This window comes from Escherichia sp. WS1152 (genome assembly GCF_046487665.1).
GTDB lineage: Bacteria > Pseudomonadota > Gammaproteobacteria > Enterobacterales > Enterobacteriaceae > Escherichia > Escherichia coli.
Genome location: NZ_JBJQJA010000023.1, coordinates 16,960 through 35,383, shown reverse-complemented (window position 1 = coordinate 35,383; position 18,424 = coordinate 16,960). Strand labels below are relative to the sequence as shown.

12 protein-coding genes and 9 pseudogenes are annotated in these 18,424 nt (G+C 49.1%); 12 read left to right on the top strand and 9 right to left on the bottom strand.

The window, feature by feature from the left end:
* The first annotated feature begins 1 nt into the window (after position 1).
* The gene (locus ACJHW7_RS22470; protein WP_040235199.1) at positions 2–1,891 is read left to right on the top strand and encodes an enterotoxin; all 1,890 of its coding nucleotides are present in this window, start codon (positions 2–4) and stop codon (positions 1,889–1,891) included.
* 66 nt (positions 1,892–1,957) lie between these two features.
* On the opposite strand, the pseudogene ACJHW7_RS22465 reads toward ACJHW7_RS22470, so the two are convergent.
* From ACJHW7_RS22465 to dcuC, 6 genes and pseudogenes are all read right to left on the bottom strand, one after another.
* Positions 1,958–2,218: pseudogene (locus tag ACJHW7_RS22465) on the bottom strand (hypothetical protein); the annotation flags it as partial.
* Positions 2,219–3,006: pseudogene (locus ACJHW7_RS22460) on the bottom strand (transposase); the annotation flags it as partial. It abuts the pseudogene before it with no gap.
* A gap of 30 nt (positions 3,007–3,036) precedes the next feature.
* Positions 3,037–3,387, bottom strand: coding sequence for an IS66 family insertion sequence element accessory protein TnpB (gene tnpB / locus ACJHW7_RS22455; protein ID WP_000625622.1), 351 nt, complete (start codon positions 3,385–3,387; stop codon positions 3,037–3,039).
* On the bottom strand, positions 3,384–3,818 hold the full coding sequence (locus ACJHW7_RS22450) for a transposase (protein ID WP_040235200.1): 435 nt from the start codon (positions 3,816–3,818) through the stop codon (positions 3,384–3,386). The genes tnpB (ACJHW7_RS22455) and ACJHW7_RS22450 overlap by 4 nt, the downstream gene beginning before the upstream one ends.
* 345 nt (positions 3,819–4,163) lie before the next feature.
* Entirely contained in the window at positions 4,164–5,474 is a 1,311-nt protein-coding gene (locus tag ACJHW7_RS22445; protein WP_040235201.1) for an amidohydrolase, read from the bottom strand.
* A 12-nt stretch (positions 5,475–5,486) separates the two neighbouring features.
* Positions 5,487–6,758 (bottom strand): C4-dicarboxylate transporter DcuC, encoded by a 1,272-nt coding sequence (gene dcuC / locus ACJHW7_RS22440; protein WP_040235202.1) that lies wholly within the window; start codon positions 6,756–6,758, stop codon positions 5,487–5,489.
* A 135-nt stretch (positions 6,759–6,893) separates the two neighbouring features.
* Here dcuC and ACJHW7_RS22435 point away from each other — a divergent pair, with 135 nt between their 5' ends.
* From ACJHW7_RS22435 to tnpC, 4 genes and pseudogenes are all read left to right on the top strand, one after another.
* The gene (locus ACJHW7_RS22435) at positions 6,894–7,811 is read left to right on the top strand and encodes a LysR substrate-binding domain-containing protein (protein ID WP_040235204.1); all 918 of its coding nucleotides are present in this window, start codon (positions 6,894–6,896) and stop codon (positions 7,809–7,811) included.
* A 107-nt stretch (positions 7,812–7,918) separates the two neighbouring features.
* Positions 7,919–8,248, top strand: a complete 330-nt coding sequence (tnpA, locus tag ACJHW7_RS22430; RefSeq protein WP_040235205.1) for an IS66 family insertion sequence element accessory protein TnpA — start codon at positions 7,919–7,921, stop codon at positions 8,246–8,248.
* Positions 8,235–8,570: pseudogene (gene tnpB, locus ACJHW7_RS22425) on the top strand (IS66 family insertion sequence element accessory protein TnpB); the annotation flags it as partial. The gene tnpA and the pseudogene tnpB (ACJHW7_RS22425), both read left to right, overlap by 14 nt.
* Positions 8,571–8,594: 24 nt before the next feature.
* A pseudogene (tnpC, locus tag ACJHW7_RS22420) lies at positions 8,595–9,568 on the top strand (IS66 family transposase); the annotation flags it as partial.
* On the opposite strand, the pseudogene ACJHW7_RS22415 reads toward tnpC, so the two are convergent.
* Both ACJHW7_RS22415 and ACJHW7_RS22410 read right to left on the bottom strand, forming a co-directional pair.
* Positions 9,569–9,664 (bottom strand): annotated as a pseudogene (locus tag ACJHW7_RS22415) (AlpA family transcriptional regulator); the annotation flags it as partial.
* A 68-nt stretch (positions 9,665–9,732) separates the two neighbouring features.
* Positions 9,733–10,049 (bottom strand): annotated as a pseudogene (locus ACJHW7_RS22410) (hypothetical protein); the annotation flags it as partial.
* A gap of 269 nt (positions 10,050–10,318) precedes the next feature.
* Between ACJHW7_RS22410 and ACJHW7_RS22405 the strand changes: the two are divergent.
* A pseudogene (locus ACJHW7_RS22405) lies at positions 10,319–10,468 on the top strand (transposase); the annotation flags it as partial.
* A 255-nt stretch (positions 10,469–10,723) separates the two neighbouring features.
* On the opposite strand, the pseudogene ACJHW7_RS22400 reads toward ACJHW7_RS22405, so the two are convergent.
* A pseudogene (locus tag ACJHW7_RS22400) lies at positions 10,724–11,674 on the bottom strand (PTS ascorbate transporter subunit IIC); the annotation flags it as partial.
* Here ACJHW7_RS22400 and ACJHW7_RS22395 point away from each other — a divergent pair.
* The 6 genes and pseudogenes from ACJHW7_RS22395 to ACJHW7_RS22370 all read left to right on the top strand — a co-directional run.
* Positions 11,668–12,036 (top strand): annotated as a pseudogene (locus ACJHW7_RS22395) (epimerase); the annotation flags it as partial. The pseudogenes ACJHW7_RS22400 and ACJHW7_RS22395 overlap by 7 nt on opposite strands.
* A 16-nt stretch (positions 12,037–12,052) precedes the next feature.
* Entirely contained in the window at positions 12,053–12,835 is a 783-nt protein-coding gene (locus tag ACJHW7_RS22390) for a DeoR/GlpR family DNA-binding transcription regulator (protein WP_040235206.1), read from the top strand.
* Positions 12,836–13,137: 302 nt separating this feature from the next.
* Positions 13,138–13,926: an IclR family transcriptional regulator gene (locus tag ACJHW7_RS22385; protein WP_040235207.1), complete on the top strand. Its 789-nt coding sequence runs from the start codon at positions 13,138–13,140 to the stop codon at positions 13,924–13,926.
* Between the two features lie 4 nt (positions 13,927–13,930).
* The gene (locus ACJHW7_RS22380) at positions 13,931–14,836 is read left to right on the top strand and encodes a dihydrodipicolinate synthase family protein (RefSeq protein ID WP_040235339.1); all 906 of its coding nucleotides are present in this window, start codon (positions 13,931–13,933) and stop codon (positions 14,834–14,836) included.
* Between the two features lie 10 nt (positions 14,837–14,846).
* Complete coding sequence (yjhG, locus tag ACJHW7_RS22375; RefSeq protein WP_040235208.1) at positions 14,847–16,814, top strand: xylonate dehydratase YjhG; 1,968 nt, start codon at positions 14,847–14,849, stop codon at positions 16,812–16,814.
* Positions 16,815–16,920: 106 nt separating this feature from the next.
* Positions 16,921–18,270 (top strand): GntP family permease, encoded by a 1,350-nt coding sequence (locus tag ACJHW7_RS22370; protein ID WP_040235209.1) that lies wholly within the window; start codon positions 16,921–16,923, stop codon positions 18,268–18,270.
* Positions 18,271–18,424 lie beyond the last annotated feature (154 nt).

The window sequence follows — 18,424 nt, the reverse complement described above, 5'->3', positions numbered from 1 at the left end:
GATGAAGAAAGTGCTCACTCTCTCACTGCTGGCTCTCTGCGTTTCTCATGGTGCAGCGGCAGCAAACTACGCGCTCAATAACGACAATATTGCCCTCTTGTTTGATGATACAAACTCAACGGTCGTGGTGAAGGACAACAAGGCTAACCATCCGCTCACGCCGCAGGAGTTGTTCTTTCTGACGCTGCCGGATGAGAGTAAAATCCACACCGTGGATTTCAAAATCAAGCACGTCGAAAAGCAGGATAACGCGATTATCATCGACTTTACGCACCCGGATTTTAACGTCACGGTGAAGCTGAACCTAGTGAAGGGAAAATACGCCAACATCGGCTACACCATTGCCGCCGTGGGGCAGCCGCGCGACGTCGCTAAAATCACCTTCTTCCCGACCCAAAAACAGTCTCAGGCTCCTTACGTAGACGGCGCAATCAATAGCTCTCCGATCGTTGCGGACTCGTTCTTTATCCTGCCGGATAAACCGATCGTGAATACCTACGCCTATGAAGCCACCACCAATCTCAACGTAGAGCTGAAAACGCCGATTCAGCCAGAGGCGCCGGTCAGCTTTACTACTTGGTTCGGCACTTTCCCGGAAACCAGCCAGCTGCGCCGCAGCGTGAACCAGTTTATTAATGACGTACGTCCACGCCCATACAAGCCTTATCTGCACTACAACAGCTGGATGGATATCGGCTTTTTCACTCCCTACACTGAACAGGATGTGCTGGGGCGTATGGACGAGTGGAACAAGGAGTTCATTACGGGCCGCGGCGTGGCGCTGGACGCCTTCCTGCTGGATGATGGCTGGGACGATCTGACCGGACGCTGGCTATTTGGCACGGCATTCAGAAACGGTTTTAGCAAAGTACGGGAGAAAGCCGACAGCCTGCACAGCTCCGTTGGGCTATGGCTTTCACCGTGGGGTGGCTACAACAAACCGCGCGACGTTCGCGTTTCGCATGCAAAAGAGTATGGGTTCGAAACCGTGGACGGCAAACTGGCGCTGTCGGGAGCGAACTACTTTAAAAACTTCAATGAGCGGATCATCAAGCTTATCAAAAACGAGCACATCACCTCGTTTAAACTCGACGGGATGGGTAACGCCAGTTCGCATATCAAAGGCAGCTCGTTCGCCTCAGATTTCGATGCATCAATCGCCCTGCTGCACAATATGCGCAGCGCAACTCCGAATCTGTTTATCAACCTGACCACCGGCACCGACGCCAGCCCGTCCTGGCTGTTCTACGCTGATTCTATCTGGCGTCAGGGAGATGACATCAACCTGTATGGTTCCGGTACGCCGGTGCAGCAGTGGATGACCTACCGCGATGCCGAGACGTACCGCTCCATTGTCCGTAAAGGCCCTCTGTTCCCGCTGAACTCGCTGATGTACCACGGGATAGTCAGCGCCGAGAATGCCTATTACGGGTTAGAGAAGGTGCAAACGGACAGCGACTTTGCCGATCAGGTCTGGAGCTACTTCGCGACCGGCACCCAGCTGCAGGAGCTGTATATTACCCCGTCCATGCTGAACAAGGTGAAGTGGGATACGCTGGCGAAGGCTGCAAAATGGTCGAAGGAAAATGCCAGCGTGCTGGTTGATACCCACTGGATTGGCGGCGACCCAACGGCGCTTGCCGTGTACGGCTGGGCATCCTGGAGCAAAGACAAAGCCATTCTCGGTTTGCGCAACCCATCGGATAAGCCACAGACCTACTATCTGGATTTGGCGAAGGATTTCGAAATACCGACAGGAGACGCGGCGCAGTTTAGTCTGAAAGCGGTATACGGCAGCAATAAAACCGTGCCCGTTGAGTATAAAAACGCGACGGTGATTACGTTGCAGCCGCTGGAAACGCTGGTGTTTGAGGCGGTGCCCGTTAACTAAACGCTTGTCCCAATGAGCAGACCGAGTAAGGCGCAAGCGCCACCCGGCAAAACCGGCAGCAGGGGCTTATTCCCCCTGCTTTTCCAGCGCATACTTATACAACGCATTCTTCTTCACTCCGTGGATTTCTGCCGCCAACGCCGCCGCTTGCTTCAACGGCAGCTCAGCCTACAACAGCGCCAGCGTACGCAGCGCATTGGCGGGCAGTTCGTCATCCTGGGCTTTATGGCCTTCAATAATCAGCACCATCTCGCCTTTGCGAGGGTTTTTATCTTCTTTGATCCACGCCAGCAGTTCGCCGACCGACGTGCCGTGGATGGTTCCCAGGCGGGTGTTCATCACATAACGGTATAGGGCATCATTCAGCGGAGCCATTAACTGGCAGCACGCGTCAACCCAGTTGGAGAGTAATGCACGGCTCAGCTCGACGCCCTAACGGGCAAAGATTTCACTCTGACGGTACAGTGGCAGATGTTCGCAGTATTTCCCGTTAACACACGGGCAAGCAAGCCGGGACCTGCGATACCACGCTCTATCGGACGGGACGGCGCCGGTGCTTCAACAATACAGTCACATTTTGTACAGGCTTTTTTTACCCGAACAGTGCGGATCACTTTCAGGGCACTGCTCACCAGTTCCAGCTGCTCAGCACTGACTTCCCCCAGATAATCCAGCTCACTGCCACACTCCTGGCAACAACTTTCTTCAGGTTCCAGGCGGTGTATTTCACGGGGAAGATGTGCCGGTAACGGACGACGATGACGTGACTGTCGCAACTGGCGGGGAACCTGCGGGTCATCCTCTCGCCCACTGTAACGATCGCTGTCCTGTTCTCGTTGTTTCAGTTGGGACTCAGCCTGTTCAACCTCACGCTGCAGTTTTTCAGAACGGGTACCGAACAGCATCCGGCGCAGTTTTTCTATCTGAGCCCGAAGATGTTCTATTTCCCGTTCCTCCTCTTCGATCTTTTCTTCGGCGCGGGCCAGCGCAGAGCGCAGGAAGGCCTCCGTCTCTTCAACCAGACTCAGTTGCTGGTCTTTCTGACGGAGGGCTTCAGCCTGCTCAGAGAGCAACCTTTCCAGTTCTGCAATGCGAATGAGGTATTTCTGACTCATGACCGTTTTTATAATGCGGTCAGGAGTTTTTTACAACATTGTCAGTGAGTTAAGGCGGGATGTTTTTGGCTGACGCCAGTCCAGCTTATCGAGGAGCATTGCCAGTTGCGAGCGGGTAATGGATACCTTGCCGTCACGTACCGCAGGCCAGATAAACTGGCCTTCCTCCAGGTGTTTGGTGAACTGGCACAGACCATCAGAATCGGCCCAGAGTATTTTAACAGTGTCACACCGTCGGCCACGAAAGATAAACAGGTGACCTGAGAAGGGGTTCTCATCCAGCACATGTTGTACCTGTTCTCCCAGACCGTTGAAGGATTTACGCATATCGGTAACGCCGGCAACGAGCCAGATGCGGGTACCTGATGGGCGTGAGATCATCTTCCCCTCCCGGTCAGTTCACGGATCAACACAGTGAGCAGCTCTGGTGAAGGATTTTCCAGTGTCATTTTACCGTAATGGAATTCCACATGGCAGGAAGCCGCACAAGCAACTGATAATGCCTCCGGAGCAGGAGCATCTGTAGCACAGAGCGGGGTGTCGGTAAGTTCCACTGGAACCAGAGTCGGAGAGGCCGGAAAAGATTGTGGTACTGTAGGGCCTACAATAGTTGGAGGTATTCTACGAGAAATACGTATTTCTCTTTGCCAGAGGCGTAGCCATTTAAAAATCAGGTTGTTATCAACGCCATGTTCCCGGGCCAGTTGTGCAACATTGGCATTTGGTTTCGAAGCCAGTTCAACCATATGAAGCTTAAATTCATTAGAAAATATCCGGCGGGTCCCAGTGCGCCAGTCTGTAGATTTATCCATCAATAGAACTCCGTCTAATTTAGAAGGAGCTCTAATTTAGTCTGCAAGGATCAGGTGTTACAGACGGCACTGGCTTTACGTTTACAAACAGTACGTGATGAGTATGAGGCTTTTTTATCTGTATATAATCCCTCATTCTGTAAATTGGGATAGGGCAATTTCACAATCATCCTCCTCCCATATCACCAGTATATACTGAGCCGTGTTTATCTATTTGGTTAAAATTCGCTACAATCCCATTTTCTCTTTTGGGAATATAACAGTCTCCATTGTCTCTTTATTGGTTAATGGAGACTGTGTTTAAAGGAAGAAATCAGGAGTGATTGACAGGGTACCTGTCAGCAATCAATACAATTCAGATTCCAGTTTTCCGTTCCCTGCAATTTTATTTAGTCCGGGAGAGTTCAATCTCTCCAGACATAACGAAAACAGTTCAACACCTGTATCCAGCACATTTTCATCAAAATCAAAATCAACTTCGTGATGACCTGCTTTTAAATCACTGCCAAGTATTATATATGCAGCTTTTCCTCCTCTCTTCTGTACACGGCGAATAAGGATCGTTGCATCTTCACTGCCCCCAAATGATTTATCTGTCAAAGACATGTTCATATCTTCTTGTGCTATATAGTGTATCAGATTGACAAGTAAAGGGTCATTATGTAAATCCGTTGCTTCACCAACCACTTTGTACTCAAAACGTAAACCAAATATGGAAGAAATACCTTGTGCTATTTTTAGAGCATGTTCACGCATGTATTGATTTATTGTTTCCGTTTCTCCACGAACTTCAAGCTGCATCCTTGCAAAAGACGGGATTATGTTCCTTCCTTCACCTGCGTTTAGAGTGCCAATATTTATCCGGGACATACCTTCACCATGGCGTGGAATGGCAAGTAATTGCGTTGCACAGTGACAAGCTGCTGCCAGTGCATTATTTCCCAGGTGAGGATTTACACCAGCATGTGCCGGAGTACCATAGAAAAAGAAATCCATTTTTGTCGTACACAACAAATCTGTAGGTGAAGCGACAACATTTCCTGTAGGAACTCCCATACCAATATGTGCAGAAAGGAAGTAGTCGCAGTCATCAAGAATACCACCTTCTGCAATAGGTTTTGCACCGCGAACGCCTTCTTCTGCAGCCTGAAAAATTAGCTTAATTTTCCCGCATAACTTATGGTTATTTTCAGATACCCATTGTGCCAATCCTAAACCAATCGATATATGACCATCATGTCCACATGCATGCATTAAGCCAGAGTGTATGGATGCAAATCCCATTTTTTCAGGAATATGATCTTTCGATTTTGATTCACTTACCTGTACACAATCAATGTCAAAACGAAACGCAGTGACAGCTCCATTTTTTCCTGTATCCCATAAAGCAACACACCCTGTAAAGCCATCCATTTCATCCAGCAATTCATGGGGAACGCCTGAATCAACTGCACGTTTTATACTATCTGCAACTTCAGTTGCATTACGGCCCATAATATATTCTATTGACAGGTATTTATTCCCCGTAATAACCTGCCATCCCATACCACGCAGAATAGTAATTATCTTTGACGTTGTGATAAATTCGCACCACCCACTTTCCGGAATATGGTGAAATTCTCTCCGCCATTTTTGTAACTGATTCAGTTCAGACATATACGCCTCCTGTTAAAGGAATAATAATGCAATAAACAATACCGTCACAATCATTCCGGGGGCAGTGCGTTTTGCAATTTCAACTGGATTAACTCCAGCCAGACCGGCACAGATAATAGTTGCACCAGCCAACGGAGACATGTTTCTCCCCAGCGCAGAAGCCAGCATAACTGCAGCACCCAGAGTATTTGTATCGTAACCAAAATTGTTCGCATGTGGTGTGACAACTTCATTGAATGCGAATGCAGTCGCATCCCCTGTTCCGGTTATAAGTCCCATCAGGAATGGCCCCAATGTACCGCCCCAGCGGGCAAATTCTGGTGAGTCAATAAGAAATCTGATAAACACATCAATGATACCAACAGATTTTAAACCTTCAATGAAAACAGCTGCGGCAATTATGATCCCAAGAATATTTGCATATGATGTCCCCATACCCTCAAAGAAGCTGGAAACTAATTCTTTGGGATTGGATTTACTGACAATCAGGGCATAAAGACAACCGAGAATCATTGCGGCTGGAACGGTTATTTTAGTCTCTCCAAGAAAACCAAATTCAGCCAGCATAAGTAATGCTATGGGAAGAAATGGTGCTACAGATTTCAGATAAAAACAGATACCACGGTCAGTGAACTCAACCTGTGTTTGTTCTGATATGTTTCCTGCAGAATCACATTTTGTTTCTTTTCTTACAATAGCAACAACTGTAAGAATAACAGCACATATTACACCACATGTTATCGTAGTCGGAGTATGGAATACAACGAATTCCATTAATGGTGTTTGTGATATTTTAGATATAAATGCATTATGTGCAACACCGGGATTGAGGTAAGCACCTATAGTTCCTGAAAGGATAGCTGCCCCGGCTATTGCAGGATGAATACGTGCTGAAATAAGTAATGGTATCAACGTTGCACCAACAGCAGCTGATGCGCCAGCAGCAGATGGAATCGCGATGCAAATAATAAAACTGACGGTAACCGCAGCAGGAATAAGAAAGATACCAAGACGAGATAATCCTTTCGTTAGAAAATGAACCAGGCATGTATCACAACCAGTGAATTTCATAACACAGGCAAAGCCCATACTGGTACAAATAGCCTGAATAAGGCCGGACTCAGTCATTCTGCTTGCAAATGCCGAAAATGCGTTTAAAGGTGACATGGCAACTATACATAGCAGAAGACCTGCACCAATTAGTGTCGTTCGTGTGTCGTATCTTTTTATCAAAAGCACAACTGTGATTATCAGAATCACACATCCAGTTATCACGTTAAACATGAGATCCACCTCCTTCAAAGATAGATAATCTTTACTTTATGTGATTTGCTCAAATATTGATCATGAACAAAAAAAACAATTAACCGGGGATACTATTATGATGGAGGTGATAACAGAAAATTATCAGGCGAAAAAATGAAACATATGCCTAAACTTCAACAAATTAAATTTTTTAATGAAATAGTCCTGTGCGGAAGTTTAAGATCTGCCGCCCGTAAAATGAATATATCTCAGCCAGCATTAAGCAGAACGATAAAAGAATTGGAGAATGTATTAGGATGTAACCTTCTGATTCGAACAAGGGATGGTATCGTTTTAACAGAAGCTGGAAAGATATTCTCGGTCCATTCACGTATGATTCTTGAAGAGGTTGAAACTGCAGCTCTTGAAGTTGCGAAAGTAAATATAGATAACACAGGGAAAGTAGCTTTTGGAATTTCTTCGCTGTTTGGCGTAACAATACTGAATAATGTACTTGATAACTTCCGGATGAAATATCCGAAAACGCGTGTGATGATAAGAGAGGGACAGTTGTCTTCCCTTATCCCTTACCTGAGAGAAGGTGTTCTGGATTTTGCAATGGGTACATTAACAAAAGACATGCCAGTTGGAGATTTTATTGCGGTTGAATTGTTTAACGCACCGTTCACTATAGTGGCAAGAAAACACCATCCTTTAAGGAACTGTACATCAATTGATGAACTTGCAACTGCAAGATGGGTATTCCCGGAAACTCAAATGGGATACTATCATTATATATCCCGTCTTATTCCCTTTGGACATCCTGATGAACCATATGCTCCAATATTTACCGATTCGGTAGTTTGTATTATGAATCTTGTTCTCTATGATGACTATATAACGGTTCTCTCCAGAGCAAGGTTACAGGAAGCAAGATTCAAAGAAATATTGTGTTCAATTCCTGTTAAGTATCAACTACCCGTTAGCCAGTACGGGCTTATTTATCCACGAAAAAGGTTAATGACGGCACCAGCACAAATAATGATTGAATATTTTCAACAAGAGATACAACGATATGACTGGAATGGATGAGCAATACCCGGAATGATGGTGCCGTTACGGGGAAGTCATCTTCACAGAAATTTTCAGTCCATTAGCATTCCGGTATTCGTACAACTTCCTTTGGTGGAGAGTAAACAATGACCAGGATGCGATGGACGCTTGACCAGAAAAAACATCACGTTGCTGCATGGCGTGCCAGTGGTCTTACACGCCAGCAATACTGTGAACTCAACGATATTCCCTTCACATCACTTCGCGAATGGCCGCAGGATGTCGCAAAAGCTGAACGCCGGGCAAATGAACCGACCGTTCTTCCCGTTCATATTGCGCCACCACTGCATGCTGATGTATCACAGCCCGTCACGAATGAGCCAGTCACGCTCTTCCTCCCCGGCGGAGTACGGATGTGCTGTCAGCCGTCACAACTTACCGATGTCTTCAGGGCGCTCAAATGTGCTCAGTCCTGATAATGTCTTCATCGCGATTAAACCTGCTGATATGCGCCGGGGCATCGACACACTGACGCAGTATATACAGGATGAACTCAGGTCGACATGGCATGAGGGAGCCGCCTTCGTCTTTGTTAACAAAGCCCGTTCGCGTATCAAAGTTCTGCGCTGGGATAAACACGGGGTGTGGTTGTGTACCCGTCGTCTGCATAAAGGCAGCTTCCGCTGGCCACGTACAAATGACGTTGCCTGGCACCTCACTCCCGACGAGTTTAATTGGCTTATTGCCGGTGTTGCCTGGCAGCAAGTTAAGGGACATGACCTGACGAAATGGGTCTGGCTGAATGAAGCTGAACTGCGTGCTATGGCACTTGCCATGGTGCAAAAAGTCATGTCGGAGAATGCCGAAAAAGAGCGGGAATTACTGGAGAAAAGCCGGCGCATCCAGCTTCTGGACGAAATGCTGAAACTGGTTCGTCAACAGCGCTTCGGTAAAAATGTGAGACGCTGGCTGGTATGCAACGCTCCCTGTTCGAAGAGGATGTTGATGCCGATATCGCCGCGCTCACCGCACATCTGGATAAACTGCTCCCGCAATCCCCTGAAGAAGACGAAAAAGCGCCCCGTTCATGCCCGATACGCAAACCCTTACCGGTCCATCTTCCACGGGTGGAAAAAATTATCCAGCCGGACACTGACCATTGCCCTGAATGTGACGAGCTGCTGCACTATATCCGTGATGCGGTGAGTGAAAAGCTGGAGTATATTCCCGCTCACTTCGTGGTGAACCGTTATGTCCGTCCGCAATACAGTTGTCCCTGTTGCCTGAAGGTGTTTAGCGGTGAAATGCCGGCACATATCCTCCCGAAAAGTGCCGTTGAGCCGTCAGTCATCGCACAGGTGATCATCAATAAATACAGTGACCACCAGCCTCTGTATCGCCAGCAACAGATCTTTGCCCGTTCAGATGTCGGGCTGCCCGTCAGTTCGATGGCTGATATGGTTGGCGCGTCGGGAGCCACATTATCCCCCCTGGCGGCGTTACTCCATCGCGAGTTGATAAGCCGTCAGGTGGTGCATGCAGATGAGACTACCCTGAAGATCCTGAACACGAAGAAAGGCGGTAAATCCTGCTCCTGTTATCTGTGGGCATACGTCAGTGGAGAAAGGACAGGACCGTCAGTTGTGTGTTTCGACTGCCGGACCGGACGTAGCCATGAGTATCCTGAAAACTGGCTTCAGAGCTGGGTCGGGACACTGGTTGTTGACGGACATAAAGCTTACCGGACTCTGGCAAACAAAGTGCCGGAGATCACGCTGGCCGGATGCTGGGCCCATGTCAGTCATGCCAGTGAAACTGGTGATGTAGTTCATGTCGATCAGTAGAGTGTTGGCACGCAGCAATACGCTGTCGTGGCTTGTTGTGGCCAACATGGTCAGAATGTCCTCTGTGAGATTTATGAAGGTTGTGCGAATGCGGGGGAATCTGCTGAACGGTGCTTTCAGAGCTGGCCTGCTACGGGATACCCGGGATTACCTGCGAGGTAATGGGCTTCCGGATCGCACACCTCACGACGATCGCAGGCGAAATCACTGAATGCTCTTTGAGTATATCTTCGCTGTCAGGTAACCAATGAACCCGTTCCACATCCCGGGAGCTTCTGGTACTGCGCCGCTTCGTCCGGTGACACAAAGCTCTTACATTGCCCATGGCATCCATAATCAACTGCTCCAGAACAGGGGCATCGAAATACGCCTTTCGGGCACATCACACCACTTTATATTCCGGCATATCAGGAGCATAGTTCCGGGTCAGAAGTACCGGTCATCAGATCGAGCAGGATGTCAGTCAATGCTGCCCCCGGGATTAACTATGCAGAAACAGTCCTGAGACACAGACAAGATCAGAGACGACGCACGCGTGTGGTTGATTGACACCAACGTGCGGGTTCAGCGAATCAGCGATCACGGTGCGATTTCGCGCCACAGTACACAATCAATAGTAAGCGTAAACTGACCGCCGTATGTAGCCATTAAGCCTGTATTGGTAACGTAGGTGCCCACTTTTTCAACTAGTGGACACCTGTTATGGAACAGAAAATATTATCCGCAGAACCCCGCAGAACATTTTCAAATGAGTTTAAACTTCAAATGGTTAAACTGGCTTCACAACCAGGAGCCTCTGTTGCCCGTATTGCCAGGGAACACGATATCAATGATAATCTTCTGCTCAAATGGCTCTGGCTGATCGGCCTTCCCCCACTTTTTACGCGAGGTGATTATGAAGATCAATGACTAGCCGTCGAACCGTGTGCATGAACTGCTGCACTGAAACTTCTCAGCTGTAAAGTAATCCTTACGCTACGTACTTCTCGGAGCGCTTACGATTAATCAGATGCAGTCCTGACTGGAAGAAAGAAAAATGGAAAAATAAGAGGAATTAATATATTCCACGTTCCTGAAATCCTGGAGGATATTAATGTCATCAAAATATTAGCGAACGATAATCCCTAACAAAATACCCAGTACGCCAAAGTCAGCATCACTGGAGGTGGTGTTAGCAAAACCAATATCATCCAGCACAGGCAATAAGAATACTGGCGGGAAGGTAATAGGCAAGCCTTGAGCGAAGGCACCCAAAATCGCACCACGACGTCCCCCCGTTGCATTACCGAATACCCCTGCAGTTGCACCTACGAAGAAGTGCGGCACCATACCAGGAATAATCACGATCATGTTCAGCAGATACAACGTGAACATACCGATTAAACCTGCAGCAAAGCTGCTCAGGAAACCAACCAGTATAGCGTTAGGTGCGTAAGGGAAGACGACCCGGGAATCGAGAGCTGGTCTGGCATTCGGAACCAGCTTGTCTGAAATACCTTTGAATGCCGGGACAATCTCCGCAATCACCATGCGCACACCCTGCAGAATGATGTAAACACCTGCTGCGAAGGTAATAGATTGCATGATGGAGAACATGAACCAGTTTTTACCACCACTAAGCTCTTTCACCACATCTGCACGCGCAAACAGGCACGTCACCAGGAAAATTATGCTCATGGTAAAAGAGATAGCAACCGGCGTGTCGCGCAAGAACAGCAGACTTTTCGGCACATTCATGTCTTCAGTCGAGTGGTCTTTATTACCAAACTTGCTGCCGATGAAACCGGCCAATACATAAGATAATGTTGAGAAGTGGCCGATGGCAACGTCATCAGAACCGGTCACTTTCTTCATGTACGGATGCGCAATAGCCGGGAAAAAGACCATTGCCACGCCAACAACCAAAGAGCCAACGGCTATAAGCGTAATGCCGGTCATGCCTGCTGTTGCCAGAATTACCGCTACCATCATCGACATAAACAACGTGTGATGACCGGTCAGGAAGATAAATTTCCACGGTGTGAAACGGGCAATCAGAATGTTGATAACCATCAGAAACGCTGGACTATCCCTCGGAAACGTTAGCTGAGATCCGCCATACCGGCGCACGAGCCGGGCTGGCATTTAATCCGGCGACCCCAATCGACGCCTGGCAATATCTGGCGTCTGAGCTGGACGGCGTGATGGTGATGACCTGTGAGCCCGATGGGCACGGACAGCGGTTTATTCCCTCTATGTGCGAGAAAATCCAAAAAGTACGCACGGCTTTTCCTCAGACCGAGTGCTGGGCCGACGGTGGAATTACGCTGGCGGCAGCACAGCAACTGGCTGCAGCCGGGGGGCAGCATATGGTGATTGGGCGCGTCTTGTTCTTTTCATCTGACTATCGCGCGACCTTAGTTCAATTCGCCACCCTGTAAGAGGAGATTGTTTCTGATGAGCCAACAGAGACCTGACCGTATCAAACAGATGCTGCACTACCTGTGGCAACATCGTCACCTCTCCACACAGCAGGCCATGGAGCTTTTTGGCTATGCGGAGGCGACTGTCCGTCGTGATTTTCAGTATATTGCCAACCAGTACCCAGGCATGATCCGCGGTCACGGTTGTCTCGACTTCGACGACAGTACTGACGACAAAGAGTACGTTTTCGATGTGAAACGTACATTGCAATCTGTGGCGAAGAGAGAAATAGTCGCCCTTGCCCGAACGATGATCAAAGATGGCGACTGCTTTTTTCTCGACTCCGGCTCAACCTGCCTCGAACTGGCGAAATGCCTGGCCGATGCACGGGTGAAGGTCTCCTGCAACGACATTAAAATCGCCAATGAGCTGGGCTGTTTTCCCCATGTGGAAAGCTATATTATCGGTGGACTGATTCGCCCGGGGTATTTTTCGGTAGGAGAGAGTCTGGCGCTGGAGATGATCAATGCCTTTTCCGTAGAACGTGCGTTTATCTCCTGCGATGCGCTGTCGCTGGAGACGGGGATCACCAATGCCACCATGTTTGAGGTCCGGGTGAAAACACGGATTATTCAACGCTCGCGTGAAGTTATTCTCATGGCCGAACACTCAAAATTTGATGCCGTTGAGCCGCATGCTGTAGCAACACTCTCATGTATTAAAACGATCATTAGTGACAGCGGGTTACCTGAGACTATTGCACAGCGTTATCAGCGAGCCGGATGTCAGTTGTTTTTACCTCATTCAATAAAGTGATAGGTAAGTTCGTTCGAGAGGGATTTCAAGCAAAAACAATCAATGGCACCCAATAGAAAATATTGGCGATGTGCTCGAACGAATAAAGAAGCCCTATGCGCAATCCACACGCTACGATGTTGCAACAACACTCCATCTACTTTTTATTCTCATTCACTAAATGTGGCTGTTCTGGATTCATTATTCAAAGTGTGTACAAGATCACATTTAATCACTTCATTACGGTTCAGCATGCTGAACAAAGCATATTTTCCACTATGTAATGCCGATACCATTTATTCCATGAGCAAGGAGGAGCCATTATGGTTCGCAAAGGGTGTAATTCATTAGTCCGTGCTGAAAAAATATTAACCCATATTGCATGGGTTGGTATGGCAAGTTATATGGAGTTATTAAATAAATTTCAGTACCCAAAAAGCAGCCTGCTTAATTTATTGAATGTAATGGTGGAGTGTGGTTTCTTAATTAAAAACAAAAACGGCTACTATTCACTGGGAATAAAAAACTACGAATTGGGTTGTCAGGCGTTACACCGCCAAAATATATTTGAGGTGACTAAGCGGCCAATGCAGGAGTTGTCGCTGAAAAGTGGACTGGTTTGTCATCTTGGGGCGATGGAGAGCATTTCAGCTATTTATCTCGACAAGATCGAAAGTCCGGACTCTGTACCGACGAGCAAAAGCTGGATTGGCAAAAAACTTGAGTTGCATATTACCGCGTTGGGTAAGGCATTATTAGCCTGGAAGACACGAGAAGAACTGGATTATTTTTTAGAAGTACTCACGTTAACTCCGCATACGCGCAATACATTTACCGATAAAAAATCATTTCTGGAAGAATTACAAAAAACACGCCTTCGGGGATGGGCCATAGACAACGAAGAATCAACCTATGGTGCGGTATGTTTAAGTATGCCGGTATTCAATATGTATAACAGAGTTAACTATGCAATCTCACTTTCTGGCGATCCGGTAATTTATTCAGGAAATAAGATAGACAGCTATCTGGAGTTGCTCCGGAAATGCACAGGGCAAATATCATATGGGCTGGGATACAGAAACGAAAATGAACATTTACGAAAAGGAAACTGAGGTAATGAAAAAATTCAGCGGCATTATTCCACCGGTATCCAGCACGTTTCATCGTGACGGAACCCTTGATAAAAAGGCAATGCGCGAAGTTGCCGACTTCCTGATTAATAAAGGGGTTGACGGGCTGTTTTATCTGGGTACCGGTGGTGAATTTAGCCAGATGAATACAGCCCAGCGCATGGCGCTCGCCGAAGAAGCTGTAACCATTGTCGACGGGCGAGTGCCGGTATTGATTGGCATCGGTTCCCCTTCCACTGACGAAGCGGTCAAACTGGCGCAGCATGCGCAAGCCTGCGGCGCTGATGGTATCGTCGCCATCAACCCCTACTACTGGAAAGTTGCGGCGCGGAATCTTGACGACTACTACCAGCAGATCGCCCGCAGCGTCACACTGCCGGTGATCCTGTACAACTTTCCGGATCTAACCGGTCAGGACTTAACCCCGGAGACCGTGAAACGTCTGGCACTGCAAAATGAAAATATCGTCGGCATCAAAGACACCATCGACAGCGTCGGCCATCTGCGCACGATGATCAACACCGTTAAGTCTGTACGTCCGTCATTTTCGGTATTCTGCGGCTTCGACGACCATTTACTGAATACCCTGCTGCTGGGCGGCGATGGCGCGATATCCGCCAGCGCTAATTTTGCTCCGGAACTCTCTGTCGGTATCTACCGCGCCTGGCGCGAGGGCGATCTGGCAACTGCCGCCACCCTGAATAAAAAGCTCCTGCAACTGCCCGCGATTTACGGCCTTGAAACGCCGTTTGTCTCACTGATCAAATACAGCATGCAGTGCGTGGGGTTGCCGGTGGAGACATATTGCCTGCCGCCGATTCTTGACGTCTCAGAAGAAGCCAAAGAAAAAGTCCACGCACTGCTGGCCGCGCAGGGCATTTTATCGGACTGAGGAGAAGATCATGTCTGTTCGCCATATTTTTGCTGACGAAAGTCGCGATATCTACACCGTCAGAACCCACGCCGATGGCCCTGACGGAGAACTGCCGCTTACGGCGGAAATGCTCATCAACCGCCCGAGCGGGGATCTGTTCGGGATGACCATGAATGCCGGAATGGGCTGGTCCCCAGACGAACTGGATCGGGACGGTATTCTACTGCTCAGCACGCTGGGAGGGTTACGCGGGGCAGACGGTAAGCCCATCGCGCTGGCGCTGCACCAGGGTCACTACGAGCTGGATATCCAGATGAAAGCGGCCGCGGAGGTCATCAAAGCGAACCGTGTCCTGCCCTATGCCGTGTATGTTTCCGATCCGTGCGACGGACGAACTCAGGGTACGACGGGTATGTTTGACTCGCTACCGTACCGTAATGACGCCGCCATGGTGATGCGTCGTCTAATCCGCTCTCTGCCCGATGCGAAAGCCGTCATTGGCGTGGCGAGCTGCGACAAGGGACTTCCGGCCACCATGATGGCACTTGCCGCGCAGCATGACAAAGCGACGGTGCTGGTGCCCGGTGGCGCGACGCTACCCGCAAGGGATGGGGAGGATAACGGCAAGGTGCAGACCATCGGCGCCCGCTTCGCCAATGGCGAGTTATCGCTACAGGATGCCCGCCGTGCGGGTTGTAAAGCCTGCGCCTCCTCCGGCGGCGGCTGTCAATTTCTGGGCACCGCCGGGACATCGCAGGTCGTAGCCGAAGGATTAGGACTGGCCATCCCGCACTCAGCACTGGCCCCTTCCGGCGAACCGGTGTGGCAGGAGATAGCCAGAGCCTCCGCGAAGGCGGCGTTGAACTTATGTAAACAAGGCATCACCACCCGGGAAATACTCACCGATAAAGCGATTGAGAATGCGATGACGGTCCATGCGGCGTTCGGTGGTTCAACAAATCTGTTGCTGCATATTCCGGCGATTGCCCATCAGGCCGGCTGCCATATTCCAACCGTTGACGACTGGATCCGCATCAACAAGCGGGTGCCCCGACTGGTAAGCGTACTCCCCAATGGTCCGGTTTATCACCCGACAGTGAATGCCTTCATGGCGGGAGGTGTGCCGGAGGTGATGCTGCATCTTCGTAGTCTGGGATTGCTGCATGAAGACGTGATGACGGTCACCGGCAGCACGCTGAAAGAAAACCTGGACTGGTGGGAGCATTCCGAACGGCGTCAGCGGTTCAAACAGCTTCTGCGCGAACAGGAGCAGATCGATGCCGACGAGGTGATCATGTCGCCACAGCGGGCACGGGAGCGCGGCCTGACCTCAACGATCACTTTCCCGGTGGGCAATATTGCCCCGGAAGGGTCGGTTATCAAATCCACCGCCATCGATCCCTCGGTGATTGATGATCGGGGCATCTATTACCATAAAGGCGTGGCGAAGGTTTATCTGTCCGAGAAAAGCGCGATTTACGATATCAAGCACGAGAAGATTAAAGCGGGCGATATTCTGGTCATCATCGGCGTTGGCCCTTCCGGCACCGGGATGGAGGAAACCTACCAGGTCACCAGCGCCCTGAAACATCTGTCCTATGGCAAGCATGTTTCACTGATCACCGATGCGCGTTTCTCGGGTGTTTCCACGGGAGCCTGTATCGGCCACACAGGGCCAGAAGCACTGGCCGGAGGGCCAATCGGTAAATTACGCACCGGAGATATTATTGAAATTAAAATTGATTGTCGCGAGCTTCAGGGCGAAGTCAATTTCCTCGGAACCCGTAACGATGAAACATTACCCTCACGGGAGGAGGCCACCGCAATATTAAACGCCCGACCCAGTCATCAGGATTTACTTCCTGATCCTGAGCTGCCCGATGACACCCGACTCTGGGCGATGCTCCAGGCGGTAAGCGGCGGGACATGGACGGGTTGTATTTATGATGTAAATAAAATCGGCGCGGCCTTGCGCGATTATATGAATAAGAACTGAAAGCAAAAATAAAAACATCCAGACACCTGAATTATCCGGTTACGCATTATTCATCCTGTGCGCAGCCGGATAATGACGGGTCGTTACCCTATGATGAGAGGACGTTATGCCACTAATTATCGTTGTGGCAGGGATTGCTTTACTCCTGCTTTTAACCATAAAAATTAAGCTTAATACGTTTGTTTCGTTAATTATTGTCTCGATTGCTGTCGCCATCGCCAGTGGTATGGATTTGAGTAAAGTCGTCACCTCAGTCGAATCCGGACTTGGCGGTACGCTGGGCCATATTGGTTTGATATTTGGGTTCGGTGTTATGCTCGGTCGCTTGCTGGCCGATGCGGGGGGGGCGCAGCGAATAGCGCTGACCATGCTGAATTATTTCGGGAAAAATAAACTTGACTGGGCAGTGGTCTGTTCGGCGTTTATTGTCGGTATCGCACTTTTTTTCGAAGTCGGTTTAATTCTTCTGGTACCTATTTTATTCGCTATTGCCCGTGAAGCAAAAATATCACCGATGTTTATGTGTGTGCCGATGCTTTCCGGTTTGCTGGTCGCACACGGTTTTTTGCCGCCGCACCCCGGCCCGACAGTAATCGCCAGAGAATATGGTGCTGATGTAGGATTGGTACTGATATACGGTATCATTGTCGGCATTCCAACCTTTATTCTTTGCGGCCCGGTATTGAATAAATTCTGCCAGCGCATTATTCCGGAAGCCTTTAAAAAAGAGGGGAATATAGCCTCTCTCGGCGCGACCCGCCGGTTCAGCGAAAGCGAAATGCCTGGCTTTGGGATCAGTTTTCTCACGGCAATGCTGCCGGTGATCCTGATGGCGGTTGTCACCATCATCCAGATGACTCATGCCAAAAGTGCCGCGGATTCAGGCTTATTCTACAACGTGCTACTGTTCTTAGGTAATTCGACGATCGCCATGCTGATTTCACTGCTGTTCGCGATCTATACCATGGGCCTGGGGCGCGGGAAAACAATCCCTGACCTGATGGATTCTTGCGGAAAAGCTATCGCGGGTATTGCCGGTCTGCTGCTGATTATCGGTGGTGGTGGTGCATTCAAGCAAGTTCTCATCGACTCTGGCGTTGGTCAGTATATTTCCACCCTGGTTTCGGGTATGGATATTAACCCGATCCTGATGGCCTGGGGCGTGGCCGCATTCCTGCGTATTTGTCTGGGTTCAGCCACCGTCGCGGCGATCTCTACCGCCGGTCTGGTCATCCCATTGTTGGCAGTACATCCCAATACCAACCTGGCCTTGATTACGCTGGCTACCGGTGCCGGATCCTGTATTTGTTCTCACGTTAACGATGCCAGTTTCTGGATGATTAAAGACTTTTTTGGCCTGACCACCAAAGAAACGCTGTTATCCTGGACGCTGATGTCCACACTCTTATCCATCAGTGGGCTGATTTTTATTCTGCTCGCCAGCTTAGTTTTATAATCGGGTTCTTGCCAGTGAGCCAACCTGTTGTTCACTGTCCCCCATAATTTAGTGAGTGACGGCAACCGTCTGCACGGTGACGAATCGCTGGCGATCAAAAAGGGGCGATATTGAACCGTCGATTATGCTTGTTGAGTGTACTCTCAGTAATACT

Bases quoted from the DNA above. Each gene is read 5' to 3' on its own strand.
- tnpB (WP_000625622.1), bottom strand. From the start codon at position 3,387: ATGATCTCACGCCCATCAGGTACCCGCATCTGGCTCGTTGCCGGCGTT.
- ACJHW7_RS22390 (WP_040235206.1), top strand. From the start codon at position 12,053: ATGAGCCAACAGAGACCTGACCGTATCAAACAGATGCTGCACTACCTG.
- ACJHW7_RS22445 (WP_040235201.1), bottom strand. From the start codon at position 5,474: ATGTCTGAACTGAATCAGTTACAAAAATGGCGGAGAGAATTTCACCAT.
- ACJHW7_RS22380 (WP_040235339.1), top strand. From the start codon at position 13,931: ATGAAAAAATTCAGCGGCATTATTCCACCGGTATCCAGCACGTTTCAT.
- ACJHW7_RS22370 (WP_040235209.1), top strand. From the start codon at position 16,921: ATGCCACTAATTATCGTTGTGGCAGGGATTGCTTTACTCCTGCTTTTA.
- ACJHW7_RS22385 (WP_040235207.1), top strand. From the start codon at position 13,138: ATGGTTCGCAAAGGGTGTAATTCATTAGTCCGTGCTGAAAAAATATTA.
- ACJHW7_RS22435 (WP_040235204.1), top strand. From the start codon at position 6,894: ATGAAACATATGCCTAAACTTCAACAAATTAAATTTTTTAATGAAATA.
- ACJHW7_RS22450 (WP_040235200.1), bottom strand. From the start codon at position 3,818: ATGGATAAATCTACAGACTGGCGCACTGGGACCCGCCGGATATTTTCT.
- ACJHW7_RS22470 (WP_040235199.1), top strand. From the start codon at position 2: ATGAAGAAAGTGCTCACTCTCTCACTGCTGGCTCTCTGCGTTTCTCAT.
- tnpA (WP_040235205.1), top strand. From the start codon at position 7,919: ATGACCAGGATGCGATGGACGCTTGACCAGAAAAAACATCACGTTGCT.
- yjhG (WP_040235208.1), top strand. From the start codon at position 14,847: ATGTCTGTTCGCCATATTTTTGCTGACGAAAGTCGCGATATCTACACC.
- dcuC (WP_040235202.1), bottom strand. From the start codon at position 6,758: ATGTTTAACGTGATAACTGGATGTGTGATTCTGATAATCACAGTTGTG.